Source organism: Marinomonas shanghaiensis (genome assembly GCF_003259175.1).
In the GTDB taxonomy this organism is placed as follows: Bacteria; Pseudomonadota; Gammaproteobacteria; order Pseudomonadales; family Marinomonadaceae; genus Marinomonas; species Marinomonas shanghaiensis.
Genome location: NZ_QGOK01000018.1, coordinates 12,842 through 30,627, shown reverse-complemented (window position 1 = coordinate 30,627; position 17,786 = coordinate 12,842). Strand labels below are relative to the sequence as shown.

18 protein-coding genes are annotated in these 17,786 nt (G+C 44.1%); 11 read left to right on the top strand and 7 right to left on the bottom strand.

Going from position 1 to position 17,786, the window contains the following annotated elements; translation table 11 throughout:
* Positions 1-77: 77 nt before the first annotated feature.
* The 3 genes from accC to dsbD form a co-directional block, all read right to left on the bottom strand.
* Positions 78-1,418, bottom strand: coding sequence for an acetyl-CoA carboxylase biotin carboxylase subunit (gene accC / locus DKT73_RS14680; RefSeq protein WP_111639368.1), 1,341 nt, complete (start codon positions 1,416-1,418; stop codon positions 78-80).
* A 19-nt stretch (positions 1,419-1,437) separates the two neighbouring features.
* Positions 1,438-1,884, bottom strand: coding sequence for an acetyl-CoA carboxylase biotin carboxyl carrier protein (gene accB, locus DKT73_RS14675; protein WP_111639304.1), 447 nt, complete (start codon positions 1,882-1,884; stop codon positions 1,438-1,440).
* 393 nt (positions 1,885-2,277) lie between these two features.
* Positions 2,278-4,104 carry a protein-disulfide reductase DsbD gene (gene dsbD / locus DKT73_RS14670; RefSeq protein ID WP_111639303.1) on the bottom strand — a complete coding sequence of 609 codons (1,827 nt, stop codon included), beginning with the start codon at positions 4,102-4,104 and terminating at the stop codon, positions 2,278-2,280.
* A 110-nt stretch (positions 4,105-4,214) separates the two neighbouring features.
* On the opposite strand from dsbD, the gene DKT73_RS14665 reads away from it, so the two are divergent.
* The 3 genes from DKT73_RS14665 to DKT73_RS14655 are packed head-to-tail and all read left to right on the top strand — an operon-like array spanning position 4,215 to position 6,554.
* Positions 4,215-5,012 carry an SPOR domain-containing protein gene (locus tag DKT73_RS14665; RefSeq protein ID WP_111639302.1) on the top strand — a complete coding sequence of 266 codons (798 nt, stop codon included), beginning with the start codon at positions 4,215-4,217 and terminating at the stop codon, positions 5,010-5,012.
* A gap of 12 nt (positions 5,013-5,024) precedes the next feature.
* A complete protein-coding gene (locus DKT73_RS14660) occupies positions 5,025-6,041 on the top strand; it encodes a DUF2333 family protein (RefSeq protein WP_111639367.1) in 1,017 nt (338 codons plus the stop codon).
* A 9-nt stretch (positions 6,042-6,050) separates the two neighbouring features.
* Positions 6,051-6,554, top strand: coding sequence for a GNAT family N-acetyltransferase (locus tag DKT73_RS14655; protein ID WP_111639301.1), 504 nt, complete (start codon positions 6,051-6,053; stop codon positions 6,552-6,554).
* A gap of 24 nt (positions 6,555-6,578) precedes the next feature.
* On the opposite strand, the gene DKT73_RS14650 is transcribed toward DKT73_RS14655, so the two are convergent.
* Positions 6,579-7,463, bottom strand: a complete 885-nt coding sequence (locus DKT73_RS14650) for a LysR family transcriptional regulator (RefSeq protein WP_111639300.1) — start codon at positions 7,461-7,463, stop codon at positions 6,579-6,581.
* Positions 7,464-7,597: 134 nt separating this feature from the next.
* On the opposite strand from DKT73_RS14650, the gene DKT73_RS14645 reads away from it, so the two are divergent.
* From DKT73_RS14645 to DKT73_RS14610, 7 genes are all read left to right on the top strand, one after another.
* On the top strand, positions 7,598-8,977 hold the full coding sequence (locus DKT73_RS14645) for an MATE family efflux transporter (protein ID WP_111639299.1): 1,380 nt from the start codon (positions 7,598-7,600) through the stop codon (positions 8,975-8,977).
* A gap of 489 nt (positions 8,978-9,466) precedes the next feature.
* A complete protein-coding gene (locus tag DKT73_RS14640) occupies positions 9,467-10,144 on the top strand; it encodes a S1 family peptidase (protein ID WP_111639298.1) in 678 nt (225 codons plus the stop codon).
* Positions 10,137-10,592: a hypothetical protein gene (locus DKT73_RS14635; protein ID WP_111639297.1), complete on the top strand. Its 456-nt coding sequence runs from the start codon at positions 10,137-10,139 to the stop codon at positions 10,590-10,592. Before DKT73_RS14640 ends, DKT73_RS14635 begins: the two co-directional genes overlap by 8 nt.
* A 191-nt stretch (positions 10,593-10,783) precedes the next feature.
* Complete coding sequence (locus DKT73_RS14630; protein WP_111639296.1) at positions 10,784-12,280, top strand: TIR domain-containing protein; 1,497 nt, start codon at positions 10,784-10,786, stop codon at positions 12,278-12,280.
* Between the two features lie 400 nt (positions 12,281-12,680).
* A complete protein-coding gene (locus DKT73_RS14620) occupies positions 12,681-12,902 on the top strand; it encodes a hypothetical protein (protein WP_198666634.1) in 222 nt (73 codons plus the stop codon).
* Between the two features lie 346 nt (positions 12,903-13,248).
* Entirely contained in the window at positions 13,249-13,725 is a 477-nt protein-coding gene (locus DKT73_RS14615) for a GNAT family N-acetyltransferase (protein ID WP_111639295.1), read from the top strand.
* A 59-nt stretch (positions 13,726-13,784) separates the two neighbouring features.
* Positions 13,785-14,159: a VOC family protein gene (locus DKT73_RS14610; RefSeq protein WP_111639294.1), complete on the top strand. Its 375-nt coding sequence runs from the start codon at positions 13,785-13,787 to the stop codon at positions 14,157-14,159.
* Between the two features lie 318 nt (positions 14,160-14,477).
* Here DKT73_RS14610 and DKT73_RS14605 read toward each other — a convergent pair whose 3' ends face one another.
* Positions 14,478-15,824: an anti-phage deoxyguanosine triphosphatase gene (locus tag DKT73_RS14605; protein WP_111639293.1), complete on the bottom strand. Its 1,347-nt coding sequence runs from the start codon at positions 15,822-15,824 to the stop codon at positions 14,478-14,480.
* A gap of 110 nt (positions 15,825-15,934) precedes the next feature.
* Between DKT73_RS14605 and DKT73_RS14600 the strand changes: the two genes are divergently transcribed.
* Positions 15,935-16,240 carry a LysR family transcriptional regulator gene (locus tag DKT73_RS14600; protein ID WP_111639292.1) on the top strand — a complete coding sequence of 102 codons (306 nt, stop codon included), beginning with the start codon at positions 15,935-15,937 and terminating at the stop codon, positions 16,238-16,240.
* A 32-nt stretch (positions 16,241-16,272) separates the two neighbouring features.
* On the opposite strand, the gene DKT73_RS14595 is transcribed toward DKT73_RS14600, so the two are convergent.
* Together DKT73_RS14595 and DKT73_RS14590 are read right to left on the bottom strand one after the other, a co-directional pair.
* The gene (locus DKT73_RS14595; protein WP_111639291.1) at positions 16,273-17,007 is read right to left on the bottom strand and encodes a phosphoadenylyl-sulfate reductase; all 735 of its coding nucleotides are present in this window, start codon (positions 17,005-17,007) and stop codon (positions 16,273-16,275) included.
* Positions 17,008-17,133: 126 nt separating this feature from the next.
* Positions 17,134-17,784: an NUDIX hydrolase gene (locus DKT73_RS14590; protein WP_111639290.1), complete on the bottom strand. Its 651-nt coding sequence runs from the start codon at positions 17,782-17,784 to the stop codon at positions 17,134-17,136.
* Between the last annotated feature and the right edge of the window lie 2 nt (positions 17,785-17,786).

Genomic DNA, 17,786 nt, shown 5'->3' with positions numbered 1-17,786 from the left:
AAGCTTGGAGCGAGAGGCGAGAGGAAAATGATTGCCCCTAGTGATTTATCTTATCACTAGGGGCAAAACTCCAGTCCTTATAGACCGAGTTTTTTCTCCAAATAATGGATGTTAACGCCACCAGCAATGAAGTTTGCATCATTTACTAGGTCTTTTTGTAGCTCTATATTGGTTTTGATACCATCGATGAAGGTTTCATCTAGAGCGCCAGAAAGGCGTTTTAGTGCAGCAGTACGGTCAGGCGCATGACAAATGATTTTAGCAATCATTGAATCGTACGTAGGTGGTACTGTGTAGCCACTGTATAAATGAGAGTCAACACGAACGCCCATACCGCCTGGTGCATGGAAATATTCCACTTTACCTGGACATGGCATGAAGGTTCTTGCGTCTTCTGCGTTGATACGAGATTCAACCGCATGGCCATTGAGTTTGATGTCTTCTTGTTTCAAAGACAAAGGCAAGCCGCTCGCAATGCGAAGCTGTTCTTTTACAATGTCTACGCCCGTCACCATTTCGGTAACCGGATGTTCTACCTGAACACGTGTGTTCATTTCGATGAAGTAGAAGTTGCCATCTTCGTAAAGGAACTCAAACGTACCCGCGCCACGGTAGTTGATCTTGATACAAGCATCGACACACGCTTTTAAACACGCTTGACGAGACTCTTCATTCAACATTGGTGCTGGTGCTTCTTCCAATACTTTTTGGTGACGACGTTGCAAAGAGCAATCACGGTCGTATAGGTGAATCGCGTTGCCTTGACCATCAGCCAAGACTTGAACTTCCACGTGACGAGGGTTTTGTAGGAATTTCTCCATATAAACCGTGCTGTCGCCGAAGTAAGAGCCTGCTTCAGATTGCGTGATGCTAATGGATTTTAGTAGGCTGCCTTCGTTGTGAACAACGCGCATACCACGACCACCACCACCTGCTGCCGCTTTAACAATCACAGGGAAACCGATTTCTCTCGCAACGCGCAAGCATTCTTCTGGGTCAGAAGGTACTGGGCCATTTGAACCAGGAACAGTCGGAACGCCAGCTTCTTTCATTGCTCTGATAGCCGACACTTTGTCACCCATTAGGCGGATAGTTTCTGCTTTTGGGCCGATAAAAACGAAGCCAGAGTTTTCAACTTGTTCTGCAAAGTCTGCGTTTTCCGCAAGGAAACCATAGCCTGGGTGAATAGCAGAAGTATCTGTCAATTCAGCCGCACTGATGATCGCAGGGATATTCAAGTAACTTTGAGACGATGGATTGGGTCCTATACAGATAGATTCATCTGCAAGGCGCACATGTAATAAGTCGCGGTCAATTTTCGAATGAACCGCAACGGTTTTGATACCGAGCTCTTTACACGCGCGTAAAATACGCAGCGCGATTTCGCCTCGGTTAGCAATCAATACCTTATCGAGCATGATGAAACCTTTGCGTTGATTAAATGATAGTAATAAGAGGCTGGTCAAACTCAACTGGCTCGCCATCTTCTACAAGAATCGCGCCAATGGTACCAGATTTATCAGCTTCAATTTGGTTCATCATTTTCATGGCTTCAACGATGCAGATAGTGTCGCCCACGTTAACTTTTTGGCCGACTTGGATGAAAGGTTTAGCACCTGGCGCAGAAGATTTGTAGTAAGTGCCAACCATTGGAGAATTCACCGTATGGCCAGTAACTGCCGCTGGTGCTTCAGGCGCTGCAGTAGAGGCAGCAACAGGTGCAGCAGCAGGCGCCGCCATCATTGGAGCATGCATCACAGGTGCTTGAACTGGCGCACCACCACGACTGATACGAACCGCTTCTTCGCCTTCTTTGATTTCAATCTCGTAGACGTTAGATTCTTCTAAAAGCTCGATCAGTTTTTTGATTTTACGAATGTCCATGGTTACTCTCTTCTGTCTGTATGGATGATATCAGTGATACGTAAGTCACCGACTATTAGAGGTTTTGCTCAGTGCCACCGACGATTAAAACGGGGTCAAAATACCTTTCAAAGCGTTATCGGCAAGATTGCAAAAGCGGCTTTTTCGTTTATTTCTACTGACGTTCTTATCTGTCTTTGTCTTAGCTCAAACTCTCTATGTATAAATTTCTGTGTAACAGTTTGCTGTAATCTGCAAATCGCGCTTTTATGAAAAACAAGAATTGTAAAAGCATGTAACTGGAAATTATCGATAAAAAGCAGGATATTGTCCAGTTATGCGGCAAAAAAACCTAAAAATGTTTACTGTGGTTGATTTTTAGCCTGCAGTAAACCTAGGGGTTCTTGTTTGAAATTACGGCAAAGTAATCGCCTCTAGCCTATTAATAAGAGTCGATTTTGTTGGTTCTCCCATCAGCGTTAGTGTTTTGCGTTCATTGCCATCCTGATCTAAAAACACCAGCGATGGCGGGCCAAATAGTTGGAATTTCTGCATCAAAGCTTGATTTTGTGCGGAATTTTTTGTGACATCGACTCTAATTAACTGCACCTGATTAAGTAAGGGTGAGACGTCAGGAGCCACAAACATGGCTTCTAGCACTTTACAGCTGACACACCAATCGGCATAAAGATCCAAGACGATTGGTCGAGTATCTTGATTGGCAATAATGTCGTTAAGTTCGTCTAAATTAGTAATAGTGGCATCAAAAACAACGTCTTGCTTTAATGTTGTTGAGGCCGATGAAAAATTTTTCAAGGGGGTTAAAGGGGTGGTGTTGCCTGTTGCTCCCCCCAAAAACTGCATACTACCCATCACAAAGAGCACCAAGGCGAAAAACCATCGGACGGGGTGTGAGCCTGTGTGGCGGCATGACCGATGAACAAAATAGCCACTGGCTGCCAACGCAAGTGCGCCCCATAGATACAGGTGACTGTTTGCTGGTACCCAACGAGTGAGTAACCAGATTGCCATGGCGAATAAACCAAATCCCATTAGCACCTTTATATCTTGCAGCCATTCGCCGCTTTTCGGGAGTATTTTCGGGCCAAATGCGCCAACGAGCAGCAAAGGAACCCCCATTCCAAGCGCCATGACAAATAGCATCATGGCACCATACCAAGCATCACCTTGGCTACTAATGAAAAGCAAAATGCCAGCGAGCGGGGCTGAGACGCAGGGTGAGACGATAAGGGTGGATAGCACGCCAGCAGCAAACACACTCAAACTTGATTGCCATGTCGAGCCAGACTCCTTGTTTGACAGTTGGAAGCGTTGCTGCCAAGCACTGGGTAATCTGAGTTCATAAACGCCAAACATGGCCATCGCAAGAAAGACAAACAGAATGGCGCTGATCACCAGTAATACCGGATTTTGAAGCTGCGCTTGCAAATTTAGCTGAGTCCCAAAAATGCCAACCAATCCACCTATCATGGCGTATGTGAGCGCCATGGCAAAAACATAAACGGCGCTGTAGTAAAAGCCACCAAGCCTTGAGTGGCGAGTACCCACCACAATAGCGCTCACAATAGGGATCATTGGAAGAACGCAAGGCGTTAAAGAGAGTAGTAATCCCAATCCAAATACGATCGCCAGCGTTGTCCACAGTGCATTGCTGCTCATCAGTTGGCTGACCGCTTGCGCTTCTGAAAGCTCGATAGGTTTATATTGAGCCTCAGAATAGAGGGGACGTTGGGGCGTGTTTTGTACGTTATTTTCGCTTATTTCGGGTGACAAGGTTGGTACGGTAAATTGAATGGGCGTGGTTTGAGGCGCGTAACACAACCCCTTATCAGCACAGCCTTGATACGTTAACATGGCATTAATCTGAGTGCCTGGTGCCAATTTGATGTCATAGTAGATCGGTAGAGATAATTGATCACGATAGACGATGACGTCACCATAATAGGGGTCTTGTTTTGCTTCACCGGCAGGAAAAGGTGAAAAATGCAATTTATTCGCGTGTTCACCAGACAAGCTGAATTGTTCTTGGTATAAATAGTAACCGTCGTGAATCTGCCATGTGGCGATGAATTTACCGTCTTTCGGGGCGGAAACAGATAACTGAAAAGCTTGATCAACAGGTAAAAAATCGGGTTTTGAAAGGCTTGATGTGGGGCCGAAAGTGAACGCTTGGCAAAAGCTGTGGAACAAGAGTAGAAACAGTAAAGCGAGTGGGCGCATAAATATCTTCAATCAAGTTGAGCGAGTTGTGTAAATCCATATTTCATCACGCTGAGTATAAGGTGTAGACTACCAACCCATCTTTAAGTTGCCAATCGCAAGGGGATAAATTGAGTAAAAACCTAGTTTCTTTTCTAATTATTGGGGTTTTCTTGACAGGTTGTCAGGGAAATGTAAAACCAACACAGAAAAGTCAGCCCGCACCAAAAATACAATCCCAGCAAGCAGCGCCAAAACAAGTCCCTGCGAGCAAGCCCCCTGTGCCTGTAAAAGCGTCAGCGCAGCAAGCGAAAGTGGTGAAAACGCCCAACTCGTTTGAACGCGTTACGCTAAACTTGATTGCAATGGGCGAAGAAGCGCTTGCTGAAGAGCGTTTTCTGACGCCGGTAGATGACAATGCCAATTTATATTTTCAGGCGGCATTGGGTCGAGATCCTGGCAACGTTAGAGCTAGTCAAGGCATAAGTGCCATTGTGGACGTTTATACTCAGTGGGCTTGGAAAGCGGCCCAGAGTAAAGACTATGCAAAATCCGCTCTGTATTTAGAGCATGCGCGTTCTGTGAATCCTGGTGATCCCGTGATTGCAGAAATGTCTTCTCGTATAAAATCGCAGCGTGGCCAAACGCATAAAAGTGGTAACATCAAAGACGTGAAAAGAACCCTAAAAGAAGGGCAATACGCGTTGCCAAGTAATCTTTTTAGTTTGAGTGAAAACGAGATAATTGCCAGAATGCAGCCTATTATAGATGAAGTGGCAAAGACACAGCAGTCCATTATCATTTATTGGCCCAATGACAAAGAAGCACGTTTGATTTATCAGATCATTAATAGTCGTGTTACAGAGTTTCGTGTTCGTGCGATGACGTATCATCGCGCTGATAACATAGTGGAATTACAACAAGATTAAGGTAGGTCAATGATGTCACGGTTAAAGGGTAAAATGCAGAGTTTAAAGCCAAACATTAATATGTCAGGTATGGGGAAAGTGGCTTTTTTTGCCATACTGATAATGGCTGTGTTACTCAGCTTTTTAGGCATGTACTGGAGCCGTGAACCAGATCAATTTGATGTTGTGGCGGTGGCAAAAGAAAAAGCGGCCCAGCGCGGTTATTTAGACAACAGTAAGAAACTGGCTGTTGGCTACACCACGGCCAGTACATTGCATTCCATAGTGGATACGTTACTGGAAAAACCGGGTGGTTTTATCTCTAACGATATTACGCCGCCTGGCGTCTTCATGGATAACATGCCTGCTTGGGAGTTTGGTGTGTTGGTGCAGTCTCGTGACTTAGCGAGGGCATTTCGTAAAGAGTTTAGTCGTTCGCAATCCCAGTCTACCGAAGACGTCAATTTAAAAATTGCTGAACCACAATTCAATTTTGACAATAAAAGCTGGGCCTTGCCATCCAGTGAAAGTGAATACCGCCGTGGTAACAAAGAGTTAATGGAATACTTGGATCGTTTATCAGGCGAGTCCAACAATAAAGCGCAGTTTTATGCCCGTGCTGACAACCTTGCGGACTGGCTGTCAGATGTCAGTACTCGCCTCGGGAGCTTGTCGCAGCGTTTATCGGCCAGTGTTATAGAGGATAAACCGCAATTAGAGTCGGATGAAAATACACGTTATGTCAGGACCCCTTGGTCTAAAGTCGATGACGTATTCTACGAAGCAAGAGGCACAAGCTGGGCGCTGATCCACATGTTACGTGCGGTAGAAGTGGACTTTGTGTTCACCTTGCAAGACAAAAACGCATTGGTTAGTTTGCGCCAAATCATCCGTGAGCTAGAAGCAACACAAGCCAGCATCTGGTCGCCGTTTATCTTAAATGGCAGTGGTTTTGGTGTCTTGGCAAATCACTCTTTGGTGATGGCTTCTTATATTGCCCGTGCCAACACCGCCGTTATTGACCTACGTCGTTTGCTCCAACAGGGGTAGTGGTCACGTATGTCGTTTTCTGTAAGCAAGGGTATTCGTCGCGCTATATTAGACGATGCCCCTGCTATCTTGAGCATATTTCAGCAATGTGATTTATTCGATCATATCGGTCATCGACAATTGAACATCGGTTTGCTCGAGGTCATGGATTGGCTGGAAAATGCGACAGACAAACACCCTATGCTCGTATTTGAAGAGCAGGGTGACGTGATGGCGTGGTGCTCCATTGAACCCTTCTACGGACTGCCTGCTTTCGACTCTGCTAGCGAAATTAGCCTGTATGTTTTGCCCACTTCGCATAGAAAAGGCATTGGCACACAATTGTTTAACTACTTAGAAAAAGAACGTCACTACATAGGTTTTACTCACCTTATCGCTTATATCTACGCGAGTAACCTCACAAGCCAGCACTTCTTCAAACGCCAAGGGTTTGAGCAATGGGGACTACTGCCTAATATTGCCCAAAATGAACAGATCAAAGACGACGTCTTGCTTCTTGGTAGAGAGTTTTAACCCTCTTATTTGAAACGCTATTATCTAAATAGCGCGATTGTCCATTAAATGGCGCATTTGCTCAGTAATCCAATCTGTCAGTTTGCTGCTTGGGCTGTCGAGTCGTTTTACTATGCCTATTTCAATTAACTGTTCTGTTAAGAAGTCACTTTTGGCAATTTTGATCTGCTCAACAAACCAATGTGCTTTGGCTATATGCTCAGGCACGATGGCCCAGCCTTGATTCTGTGTTACCAATTCACAAATCAAATAATAACTGTCTAAATCCCAATGATTTGGGCTTAAGGCATTTTCGCGATTCTCTCCTGAACGGTTGCACAGTACGAACTGACGGTGTTGTTGTAGTTGCGCAAGGCTTAAAACATTTTCTTGAGCAAGAGGGTGTTTTTTACCGACAATCAGGATTTTTTTAAAATATCCCAAAGATTGCATGATTAATTTTGGTGGCAAGGCACTGTTGCTGATCATAAAACCAATGTCCGCTTTTTGATTCGCAATGGCAATGGCAATATCGTCTTGTGATCCGTTAGTGATCACCAAATGTGTGTTGGGAAATAAATCGCCAACGTGAGAGAAAATAGAGTGGATGGTTTCCAGTGGCAAGGCTTCATCTAGCGCGATGCGTAACGAAATAGGTTCTTTGTTTGCCGCTGATAACGCACGTGAGTCTAGGCGTAAGCACTGGTTAAGTACCGCTCTCGCTTCGGGAAGCATTTCTTTACCCAGAGGCGTTAATACGGGGAATTTAGAACGGCGATCAAATAACTCAAACCCTAAATCCAATTCTAAATTAGCGATGGCGCTGCTGATGCGCGATTGTGCCTTTTTCAATTGTCTGGCTGCGGCCGAAAAAGAACCCAGCTCCGCAGCGGTAACAAACGCCAGTAACTGATCCAATGTCCAATTCATAACAAACTCCTAAAACGGGTATTTCGCCGCTCGCTAACCCTTCCAACCCATCCTTTAATCGGATGGTAACTAACTTTCTTATATCTCAATTAAATATATTATGCCTGCAATCTAACCTTCTGGATATTTAAGTTATGCAAGCCGCTACACCGGTTCAACCGTCACAATCTGTTGCAGGCGCATTTTGGCGTTTTGCGATTCCTTCCATCGTCGCCATGTTAGTCAGTGGTCTGTATCAGATTATTGATGGCTTTTTCGTGGGCCACTTTGTTGGCGCAGAAGGGCTCGCAGGCATCAATATGGCTATTCCCCTGCTTGGTTTAATAATGGGCTTTGGTTTGCTGGTGGGCATGGGCGGTGGCAGCGTATTGTCCCAATATCGCGGCGAGAAAAACCTTGCCGCTACTCAAGCAACACTCGTCACAGCGCTTTTTTTGATCATTTTGATCGGCTTGTTGGCGTCTGTCGTGTTTATTGCGTTTGGCAAAAGTCTGCTCAATATTCAAGGCGCAACAGGCGTCATTCTGGAAATGAGCTGGAGCTATGTACAAATAATGTCGTTCGGTGCACTTATTTCGATTGGTGCGAGCGCCATGCCGATGCTGGTCCGAAATGACGACAGCCCGAACTTTGCGACGGTATTTATCATCGCTGGTGCCTTAACCAACATCGTTCTGGACTATGTTTTTTTAGGCCTCCTCGGCATGGGATTAAAAGGCGCAGCCATTGCCACCCTAATTGCCCAACTGACGACCTGTGTATTGTGTCTACATTACTTTACGTCGGCAAAAGCCAAAACCAAGCTGGCCGTCAAGCAACTTGATAAAGCCATCGCCATCCGTATCGTGCAGTTGGGATCGTCAAACTTAGTGATGTTTATCTACTTCAGCTTCGTCATGGCGTTCCATAACATGCAATTTATGGCCTACGGAGACACCACACAGCTAGCCGCTTTCGCCATTGTGGGTTACTTAGCAAGTTGTTACTACTTCTTCGCCGAAGGTTTAGTAAGTGGCTTGCAGCCACCGGTGAGTTATTACTTAGGGGCTAAGCAATACAAACGCATCACCGAAACCGTAAAATTGGCGTTTTCTGTCACTGTTGGGTCTGGTATCGCTTTGGTGATACTGCTTAACCTTTTTCCAGAAATCTTTATTGGCATTTTTACTTCAGGTAACGACGCACTGCTTGAAGCAAGCAAAAATGGTGTTCATTTACACCTAATGGCATTGTTTTTAGATGGCTTCTTATTCATGTCATCTATCTACTTCGTCGCCATTGGTAAAAGCGGACAAGCCCTGTTTGTCTCCGTCGGAAACATGTTGATACAGCTGCCATTTCTACTCATCTTACCAAAATACCTAGGCATTGATGGGGTTTGGTTGGCTGTTCCTTTATCCAACATCGCCTTCACATTGATCGTACTGCCGATGCTCTTGATCAACCTAAAAGGATTGATGAACATGCACAGACAACAGAACAATACAGATGGGAGAGTGGCTGTTTGCCAGTAACGTCTTAACATCTCAATGAAGAACACTTTGTTCAAAGTGTTCTTCAAATCTTTCTGTTAATGACCCTGAAACGCCATAAAGTCGCGCAACTTCGTTGTGTCGAACAGACTTTTGCGTAGCTAGCTTATAAAACCAAAACGTAGGGCATCATGAAGCGACTCTTTAATCACAAAAAAATGCCGTTGAAAGCGAAGCTTTCACATGTAGGTCGTCCTTTAGGGCGACAAAAAAATGATAGAGAATTTTGTACTGGTAGAAAGTAAGAAAGACCTTTAGTATCAATGGATAAGAATATTGGTAGACGAAACAACAGGCTGTGAATAAATGTGCAAACCCGCATGCTCGGATTTTCAACTAACCAGCCTGTTGGAACAGTTAAAAAGTGCCATTGAATCAGTTTTTTATAGGGATTTATATGGAATTTAAAAACAGTGTAGATGCGCATGCGCACTATTAAAATGTTAAGGCTACAAACCAAGGAGAATTTAGGTGTATCGAAAATTAGTTGCTGCTCATGCCAATGGTTGCTGTATGTTATTAAGAAGGAATGGCGATGGCGTCGAGTTTCTTGGTACAGCTTTCCTAGTAGATGGAAAAGGTTATCTGCTTACCTGTGCCCACACCATTCAACTTGATATGCAGCTGGCAATAGTTCCAACTCAGCCTATCAATGAATGGAATAATATGACTCATGAAAGAGTTAACACGATCGATGTAGAGGTTGCTCAATTTGATACCGTTCATGATTGTGCGCTTCTGAAGCTAAAAGGAGATGTTACGGCAAACGTAATGCCAAATATGTTTGGCGATCCTAACAAATCACCTGTAGGCGCAAGTGTTTTGTACTTCGGCTACCCATTTGGTGATAAGGGGCTTCATACGTTAAAAGCATCTTCATCAATAATTAGTTCCAAGGCCATAAATAGTAACAGAACAAAGCACTTCCAATTAGATAGCATGGTGCATGACGGCAATAGCGGCGGTCCTCTAGTAGATGTCCACACAGGGCAGATAATTGGCATGATTAGCGGTAAGTTCAATCCTTCAGGAAATTCAGGTGGAATAATGATCGGTAATTATGCCCTAGGCTCAGAGAGCAGCATTTCATATGCCACTTCTATTGAGTACGGGATAAACCTGATGAAAGAGGAAGGGCTAAATGTCTGAGGCCGAACTTATCATTGATATATCCGGAGCAGAGGAGTTTATCCGCACAGAAATACCATCCTATCAGCGGGAAAGTGTATTAGGTGCCTTTGCTCTGAGTAAGGCGGAACAAGCTGACTTCGATAATATAGGCATGCAACTTACAGGAGAGCGTAGGCAGATGTCGTTTATTTCACCTGTTGGTGCCAGTAGTACTAAATCACAAAGTGGATTCTGGAATAATATCAAAAAGGAAGTGCATGATTATTTCTGCACACAGTCTCGTAAGTACACTCAAGAAAGAAAACGTGCGGAAATAACGTTCAAAGAGATAGTGACAATACTTGCCACTGCAATCGCAGCTCAATTCAGCATCGCGTATGGTTTGATTGCTGGTGCAGTATCAGTGGCAGTCTTAAGTGTTTGCAAAATTGGGCGTAATGCTTGGTGCGAAACATATGGCAAGTAAAGCCTTAACAAAGCGCTGCACAAGGATAAATTACTCGCTGCGCTCCTAATTTACTTGTGAGCGCGGCGTTAGTTATAAACAGGTTCAGCGTAAGCTAAATTTTGTGACCTATCAGAGTCAAGTACACTTGTTAAGCTAATGAATATAATAAATAAGATGATAGGATATTCAAAGAATTTCGGGATTGATAAATGAACACACCTAAAAGATTAGAAGAAGTATTCAAGCTATCAGGTGTACCAGATCATACGTTTGTAGAGCCTGAAGAGTATGATCGATTGTACATCGCATTGAGGACTCCGGGGCGAGGAGTAGTAATTGAAGGACCCTCTGGAATTGGAAAAACCACAAGTGTTCTCAAGGCGCTTAATAGCCTTAATTTGGGAGAGGGCGTACGTGTTTTATCTGCAAGAAGAAGGAACGATATCTCTTCAATACGTGATCTTCTAAACAAAGATGCTTTTGGAACAGTTGTTATCGATGACTTTCACAAGTTAGATGACACCTTAAAGAAAGAATTTTCGGACCTATTAAAAATCCTTGCTGATGAAGGTAGCGATGAGTCAAAGTTAATCCTTGTCGGAATCAACAAGACAGGCAACTCTTTAATTAACTATGCATCAGATCTTAGAAATAGAATAGATATTATTCGATTTGAATCTAACTCTGATACAAAAATACAAGAATTATTAGAGAAAGGTGAAAAAGCACTAAATGTTGAAATAGCTATTAAGTCATCTATAGTTCAGGATTCTCATGGCAGCTTTCATTTAGCTCAGATGCTAGCACACCATGCCTGTTTAAAAAGCAAACTGTTTGATGAAGGTGAATTTCGAAAAACAACCGTTAGCTTTGAGGCTGTCAAACAAATTATCCTAGACGATTTAGTGTATAGTTTTTATGCTATTACTATCAATTTCTGCAAAGGCCAGAGGGTGAAAAAAGGAAGCAGAGCTCCGTATTTACATGTTCTGTATTGGCTCGCAGAATCTGATAATATGAGTATAAACATAACATCACATCTTATAGATCACCCAAATCATAAAAACAGTGTTGGTCAAATTACACTAAAAGGCCACCTAAAAGAGCACTATCATAGCAATGATGAATATTCAAATGTGATTTACTATAACGATGAAACAACAGAGTTATCTGTTGAAGATCCTAAATATTTCTATTACATCAAAAACCTACCATGGTCAGCGGTCGCTCGGAAAATAGGTTTCTATGGGGTTGATTTTAAGTCAAAATATGATTTTGCATTATCGTTTGCTGGTGCGCAGAGATGTTTAGCAGAGCGTCTTTACTCTATACTGGCAGATAATGAAATTTCTGTCTTTTATGATAATAATGAACAGTCTAGAATTTTGTCAGCTGATGTTGAGGAGTATTTAGCTCCCATTTATCGCTCTGAATCTAGGTTTGTTGTTCCTTTCCTTAGCAAAGAATATCCGACTCGTGTTTGGTGCAAGTTTGAAGCAGACCATTTTAAACAACGATTTGGAGAAAACTCTGTTATTCCACTGTGGATGTCTGATAACCCACCAGGAATGTTTGATGAATCAAATGGCAAGGGTGGATTTATGGTCAATTATGAATCCGAAGACGCCGCTCTGAAAAGTATTGATGATTTTGCTGATTTACTGATTGATAAAATTCATCAGATTCGGTTAGAAGAAACTCAGTAGAAATCCCTGTACCGTCCGAGATAGCTAACAATCTGTTTAAGAGTGATTCGCAACGCTTGGCATTTTTTGCTATGCGTTGCGTTTAGTGTTTAAGGTGGTTTGCGGAAGCATCGATATCGCGTTGCTCACACCTTAACAGGGCGTTATATCTAATGAGATAAAGTACCTATCAATGGCAATATACAACATGTTTCTGCACAATTAACGATTATTTGCTGAGCAATCAATCTTCTTACGAGTAAAGTTGCGTCTACTTAAAGTGAAATCTCTTAGTGATGATTCCATCCGACACTGTTTCAAAGACTTTTTTGCTTGTTAGTAGCACTCTATTTTTCGTTGTGCTTTGCTGTTCTGCACATGTTCATTTGCTAAAGGTCTTATATCTACGGAGATATCGTTCATGAAAGTCGCTTTTAACAGAAAGTTATGGTTTGCGATCTTCGCTCTATGCTTTAGTTTTTCTACGCAAATTGCATTCGCTGATGAACCGCCAGTTAAGAAGAGTAAGAGTGGGATTTGTCATGCGAAAGGAAGCACCTATTACTCTAAAACTAAGAACTTTACTGCATATCAAACCATGGAAGCGTGTTTAGAAAGCGGAGGGCGTCGTCCAAAGCGGTAAGTATAGAAAATGCTTTAAATCGCTCTATCCATTGAATAGTTTGGTGAGATCCAGTTTTTGACGGCCTAAAGGCCGACCTACAAAACCCAGAGAGAATTTAACAAGCCACCCACCCTTGAAAGCCAATCATATCAAGGGATTGGCTTTCAAGGGAGCGGATAATGCCGCTGATAGGCAATTGGTGAATCAGGGTCAAGAGTCTTAAAGATCAGGCTTGCCAATGGCGCGAAGTCGACGTAAAAAGAGACATAGAAATAAGCAAGCCACCCACTCTCGGAAGCCAGTCATAGCAAGGCTAGGCAGGGCACCCATTTTTCTCTATCCATTGAATAAAGAGAAACAAGCTTTGTGTACTATTCGACCTTATAAAGAATCTGACGCCAGCGCGCTGTGGGCTATTTATTTTCATACCGTTCGTCATATTAATATCCGTGATTATTCTCAGGCTCAGGTAGAAGCATGGGCGCCACAATCATTCGATCTTGCTGTCTGGCGGCAGAAGATGTCAGAAATATCGCCGTTTGTGGCTGAAATAGACGATCAGATAGTGGGTTACGCTGATTTGCAGTTGAGCGGTTTGATTGATCATTTCTTCTGTCATCATCAGTACCAGGGTCAAGGAATAGGGCGTGCTTTGATGGCACATATTTTTGCGGTAGGGCGTTCGCAAGGGGTAAGGCGCTATTATTCCCATGTCAGTATTACGGCTCGTCCTTTTTTCGAACGTTTTGGTTTTAAGGTGGTGACCACGCAGCAGGTTGAGGTTCGAGGTCAGACGCTAACCAATTTTGTCATGGAAAAAATAGAGAGCATTGATGAATAGATAGCGCTCGTTATTGGTTTAATAATGTTTATTATTCAATAATTTAAGAGGGAGAATGCATGAAAACAGGTTTGGTGATTTATGCATCATCGATTGAAAAGTTGGCAATATTTTATGCTCATGTTTTTGACCTGCAGATGATAGAAGGTGACCACTCTTATGCTCTATTGGTCGGTGGTGACTTTGAGTTGGTGTTGCTTGAAACAGAAGTGTCTAAAAAGGGGTTGAATGTGTTTGAAGCGCGAGAGAACACCGCGTTAAAGCCAACATTTTTTGTTGATGTCCCATTCGAAGTGATCAGTGAAAGAATCAAAGAAAAAGGCGGTGCTGTATTCCCTCCTAAAAATTGGACGTTTGGTGGTCGCCAAGTTTGCGATGCTCATGATTGTGAAGGGAATATCTTTCAGCTGAGAGTGGGGATTAGGGGCGGATGATAAGTAGTGTTCGAGGGGGCGCTAAGCAATTTCCGTTGGTTTTGTTTAGTGCGTCATGGTTTTTGGGTTGGTGAGATCCGGCTTTTGACGGCCTAAAGGCCGACCTACAAAAACCTGTCAATCAAACAGTTGTAGTCTAAAAATCGTCACATGCCTGATCATTGTCGTACCTCCTTCGGCTTTTGACGGCCTAAAGGCCGACCTACAAAAACCTGTCAATTAGGCAATTGCAGTCTAAAAATCGCCACACGCCTGATTATGGCAAAGTTAACCCCTCCCTAACCCTCCCCTTGGAAGACAAAAGGGGAGGGGATCAAATTACATTGGTTCAAACACTGAGCCTAAGCTCGGAACAAATAATTTATTGTACATGCGGCTGGCGTAGTCGTCGGTCATGGAGGCCATGTAGTCGCAGATGATGCGCAGTCCGTTTTCTCCGCGTTCTTGGCTTTTTTGCCATTCTTTGGCGATTTCTCTGGGCAGCAAGCGGGCGGGGTCGGCGGAGTAGGCTTCGAACATTTCCAATAACATTTGCTGGCCTTTGTAGACGAGCATTTGCACTTCTGGTCGCTGGATGATGTGTTGCATTTCAAATTGTTTTAACAAATTTAAGGCTTGGCGCTGGCCTTCTGGTAAGCCGACTTGGAAGCGCAGTAATGGGTGTTCAAATTGTGTTTTCTCGATGACTCGACAAGAGGTAATAAACCAGCTGACTAGGCTGCCAATGGCTTCTTTGCGAAGGTGGCTTTGGCGGCTGAAGAGTTGCGTGCGAATGTCATTGAGGTGTTCCGCTAAAAAGGGAGAAGCCAAGGCGGCGAGTTTGGGTTCGAGGTGTTCCAACCACATGTCTTTGGTGACCATACCAAGCACGATAGCGTCTTCTAGGTCGTGAACGCCGTAGGCGATGTCGTCAGCGAGGTCCATGATACTGGTGTCGAAGCTGGCGTGTTTTGCTTTGGCGTGGTTGTCATTATCGGCCTGGTGGACTTCTTGTAATAAGCTTTTGTCGGCTTGGCTAAAGGGTTCAATGATCCAATCGAGTAAGTCTTGTTCTTCTTGATAGACGCACTTTGGTGGTGCCCAATTAGACGCTTTAAATTGACGGAAGTTAGCCGGTTTTTCTGGGTATTTGCCAACTACGCTGGCGTGCAGAACAGGGTACTTCAATATGCCTAATAAGGTACGACGCGTGACGTCCATACCGAAGGTCGGTGAGTAGGAGCCACGTTTTCCAAGGATTCTGAGTGACTGGGCGTTGCCCTCAAAACCGCCGTAGGTTTGCATCATGTAATTCAGCGCGACTTCGCCACCGTGTCCAAAGGGTGGGTGGCCGATGTCGTGGCTTAGGCAAACGGTTTCTATCAAGGCGTCATCGGCTAACCAAGGCTGAAAAGCCGCTTCCGAAGGAGAGCTATATTTGAGTTGATGCACAATGCCATTGCCAATTTGGGCCACTTCTAAAGAGTGCGTTAAGCGGGTGCGGCTGTAGTCGTTTTGTCGAATGGCGAGGATTTGGGTTTTGGACTGTAAGCGACGAAACGCCGCGCTGTGGATGATTCTAGCTCGGTCTCGTTGGTAAGGCGTGCGATAGTCGTTATCGCGTGATTCTTGATGACCAGATTGTCTTTCGTGCCAAGGTAACATCGCATCTTGTGCATTTATCATGTTGTGAATCCATAGGGTCAATAATTCTCAGTCTTTCACGAAAACACGATATAGGTCAATGTTCATAACATTGGCATTGGGCATAATGGGCGTAACTATAAGGAATCTTTATGCTGAATACACAACATCTCATCACTTTTAAGGCGTTGGTTGAAACGGGGAGTTTTACGAAAACCGCTAAGCAGTTGGGTTTGACTCAGCCAGCGGTCAGCCAGCACATTCAAAAACTAGAACGTGAAATGGGCGAAGCTTTGCTGATTAGGCATGGTCGAACAACGAATATGACGCCTGCTGGAGAGGTGTTGTTGCAGCACATACATGAATTGGAAGCGTGTTACGATCATTTTATGGCGTCTTGGAAGCATCATCTCGACAGTCGATTACAGGATGTCGTCACCGCAACAAAAAGTGCCTGATTGTCACAGGCACTTAGTCGCGAGTAGAGTTCTTATTGTTGCGCTGTCGGGATGAGGTTGCCGATGTGTAAACCACATTCTTTATGCTCCGATTCTTCCCACCACCAGCGACCTTCACGTTCGTGCTGATTGGGTAAAATAGGACGTGTGCAAGGCTCGCAACCTATGCTGGTAAATCCTTTCAAATGCAATTCATTGTAAGGCACGTCAAACATTTTGATGTAGTTCCAAACGTCTTCTGAAGACCAATTTGCCAATGGGTTGAATTTAAATAGATCTTTTTCCTCTGTGCTAAATGCACTGTCTTTTTCCGCAAACGCCAAAACGTTACGCGTGCCTGGACTTTGGTCTTTGCGTTGTCCGGTGATCCAAGCATCCAGCGTGGCCAGCTTGCGTTTAAGTGGCTGCACTTTGCGAATGCCGCAGCATTCTTTGTGACCATCGTCAAAAAAGCTAAAGAGACCTTTTTCGCGCGTGAAGGTTTCCAGAGCCTCACGGTCTGGAGAGAGAATGTCTATGTTGATTTTGTAGTGTTTACGGACCTGCTCGATAAAACGATAGGTTTCAGCGTGCAGACGGCCCGTATCCAAGGAAAACACCTTAATGTCTTTTTTGGCTTTGACGGCCATGTCGATGAGTATAACGTCTTCTGCACCGCTAAAAGAAATGGCGATGTTGTCGAATGCTTTCATCGCGTTGTGAATGATTTTTTGTGCTTCGTCTTCTTTGTTATTGGCAATAAAAGACGCTAAATCAAATGCTGACATAGGAAGGTCTACCATGTTCTAAGTTACGTTAGCTGTACCATAACAATTTGCGGCGCCGAAAGAAAAGACGAAAGAACACTAACCTTATAATACGAAAGAAAACCGCTCAACCAAGGCACAAAACGTTTAGCGTATGTGCCTAGCTAAGGTTTGGTAAAGGCCATACAAAATACCAGCCGTAACGCCCCAAATACGAATGTCTTCGTAGTCAATTTCGAAGTAGCCCCGCGAAATGGTGTCGAGCGCTTTCTTTTTAAAGCGATAATTTTGTGGTGTTAAAAGGTAGCGCAATGGCACCCAATGAACCGACTTTACTTCTTCTTCGCAGAGGCTCAGCTCGCTTCGGCGCGTCATTTCAGCCACGATAGGTTTAATGCAATAACCTGAAATGGTGCAATATTCCCCCAGTTCGCCCAAGAGATCGAAGCAATCTGGTGAAAGCCCAACTTCTTCCAGTGTCTCGCGCAGTGCGGTGTATTGGATACTGGCGTCGTTTGGGTCGTGTTTTCCGCCCGGAAACGCAATTTGTCCTGGATGATTGCGCATGTGCAATGCGCGCTGTGTCAATAGAACGAACAATTCGCCACTTTCTGGCTCTTTCCAGATAGGAATAAGCACCGCAGCGGATCGGTAATTCAAGTCATAGCCACTGGGAAACATTTCCTCATCTGGGTTATGGATTTGTTGCGCATAGGGTTCATTGTCTAATGCTGCACGAATATCATCCAAGCTTAGCTCAATCGGAGGAGCATTTAAAAACTGCTCTATGTCAGACATGA

Excerpts from the sequence above, each read along its gene's own strand:
- accC (WP_111639368.1), bottom strand. The coding sequence starts at position 1,418 with ATGCTCGATAAGGTATTGATTGCTAACCGAGGCGAAATCGCGCTGCGT.
- accB (WP_111639304.1), bottom strand. The coding sequence starts at position 1,884 with ATGGACATTCGTAAAATCAAAAAACTGATCGAGCTTTTAGAAGAATCT.
- dsbD (WP_111639303.1), bottom strand. The coding sequence starts at position 4,104 with ATGCGCCCACTCGCTTTACTGTTTCTACTCTTGTTCCACAGCTTTTGC.
- DKT73_RS14660 (WP_111639367.1), top strand. The coding sequence starts at position 5,025 with ATGTCACGGTTAAAGGGTAAAATGCAGAGTTTAAAGCCAAACATTAAT.
- DKT73_RS14655 (WP_111639301.1), top strand. The coding sequence starts at position 6,051 with ATGTCGTTTTCTGTAAGCAAGGGTATTCGTCGCGCTATATTAGACGAT.
- DKT73_RS14650 (WP_111639300.1), bottom strand. The coding sequence starts at position 7,463 with ATGAATTGGACATTGGATCAGTTACTGGCGTTTGTTACCGCTGCGGAG.
- DKT73_RS14645 (WP_111639299.1), top strand. The coding sequence starts at position 7,598 with ATGCAAGCCGCTACACCGGTTCAACCGTCACAATCTGTTGCAGGCGCA.
- DKT73_RS14635 (WP_111639297.1), top strand. The coding sequence starts at position 10,137 with ATGTCTGAGGCCGAACTTATCATTGATATATCCGGAGCAGAGGAGTTT.
- DKT73_RS14630 (WP_111639296.1), top strand. The coding sequence starts at position 10,784 with ATGAACACACCTAAAAGATTAGAAGAAGTATTCAAGCTATCAGGTGTA.
- DKT73_RS14620 (WP_198666634.1), top strand. The coding sequence starts at position 12,681 with ATGAAAGTCGCTTTTAACAGAAAGTTATGGTTTGCGATCTTCGCTCTA.
- DKT73_RS14610 (WP_111639294.1), top strand. The coding sequence starts at position 13,785 with ATGAAAACAGGTTTGGTGATTTATGCATCATCGATTGAAAAGTTGGCA.
- DKT73_RS14605 (WP_111639293.1), bottom strand. The coding sequence starts at position 15,824 with ATGATAAATGCACAAGATGCGATGTTACCTTGGCACGAAAGACAATCT.
- DKT73_RS14600 (WP_111639292.1), top strand. The coding sequence starts at position 15,935 with ATGCTGAATACACAACATCTCATCACTTTTAAGGCGTTGGTTGAAACG.
- DKT73_RS14595 (WP_111639291.1), bottom strand. The coding sequence starts at position 17,007 with ATGTCAGCATTTGATTTAGCGTCTTTTATTGCCAATAACAAAGAAGAC.
- DKT73_RS14590 (WP_111639290.1), bottom strand. The coding sequence starts at position 17,784 with ATGTCTGACATAGAGCAGTTTTTAAATGCTCCTCCGATTGAGCTAAGC.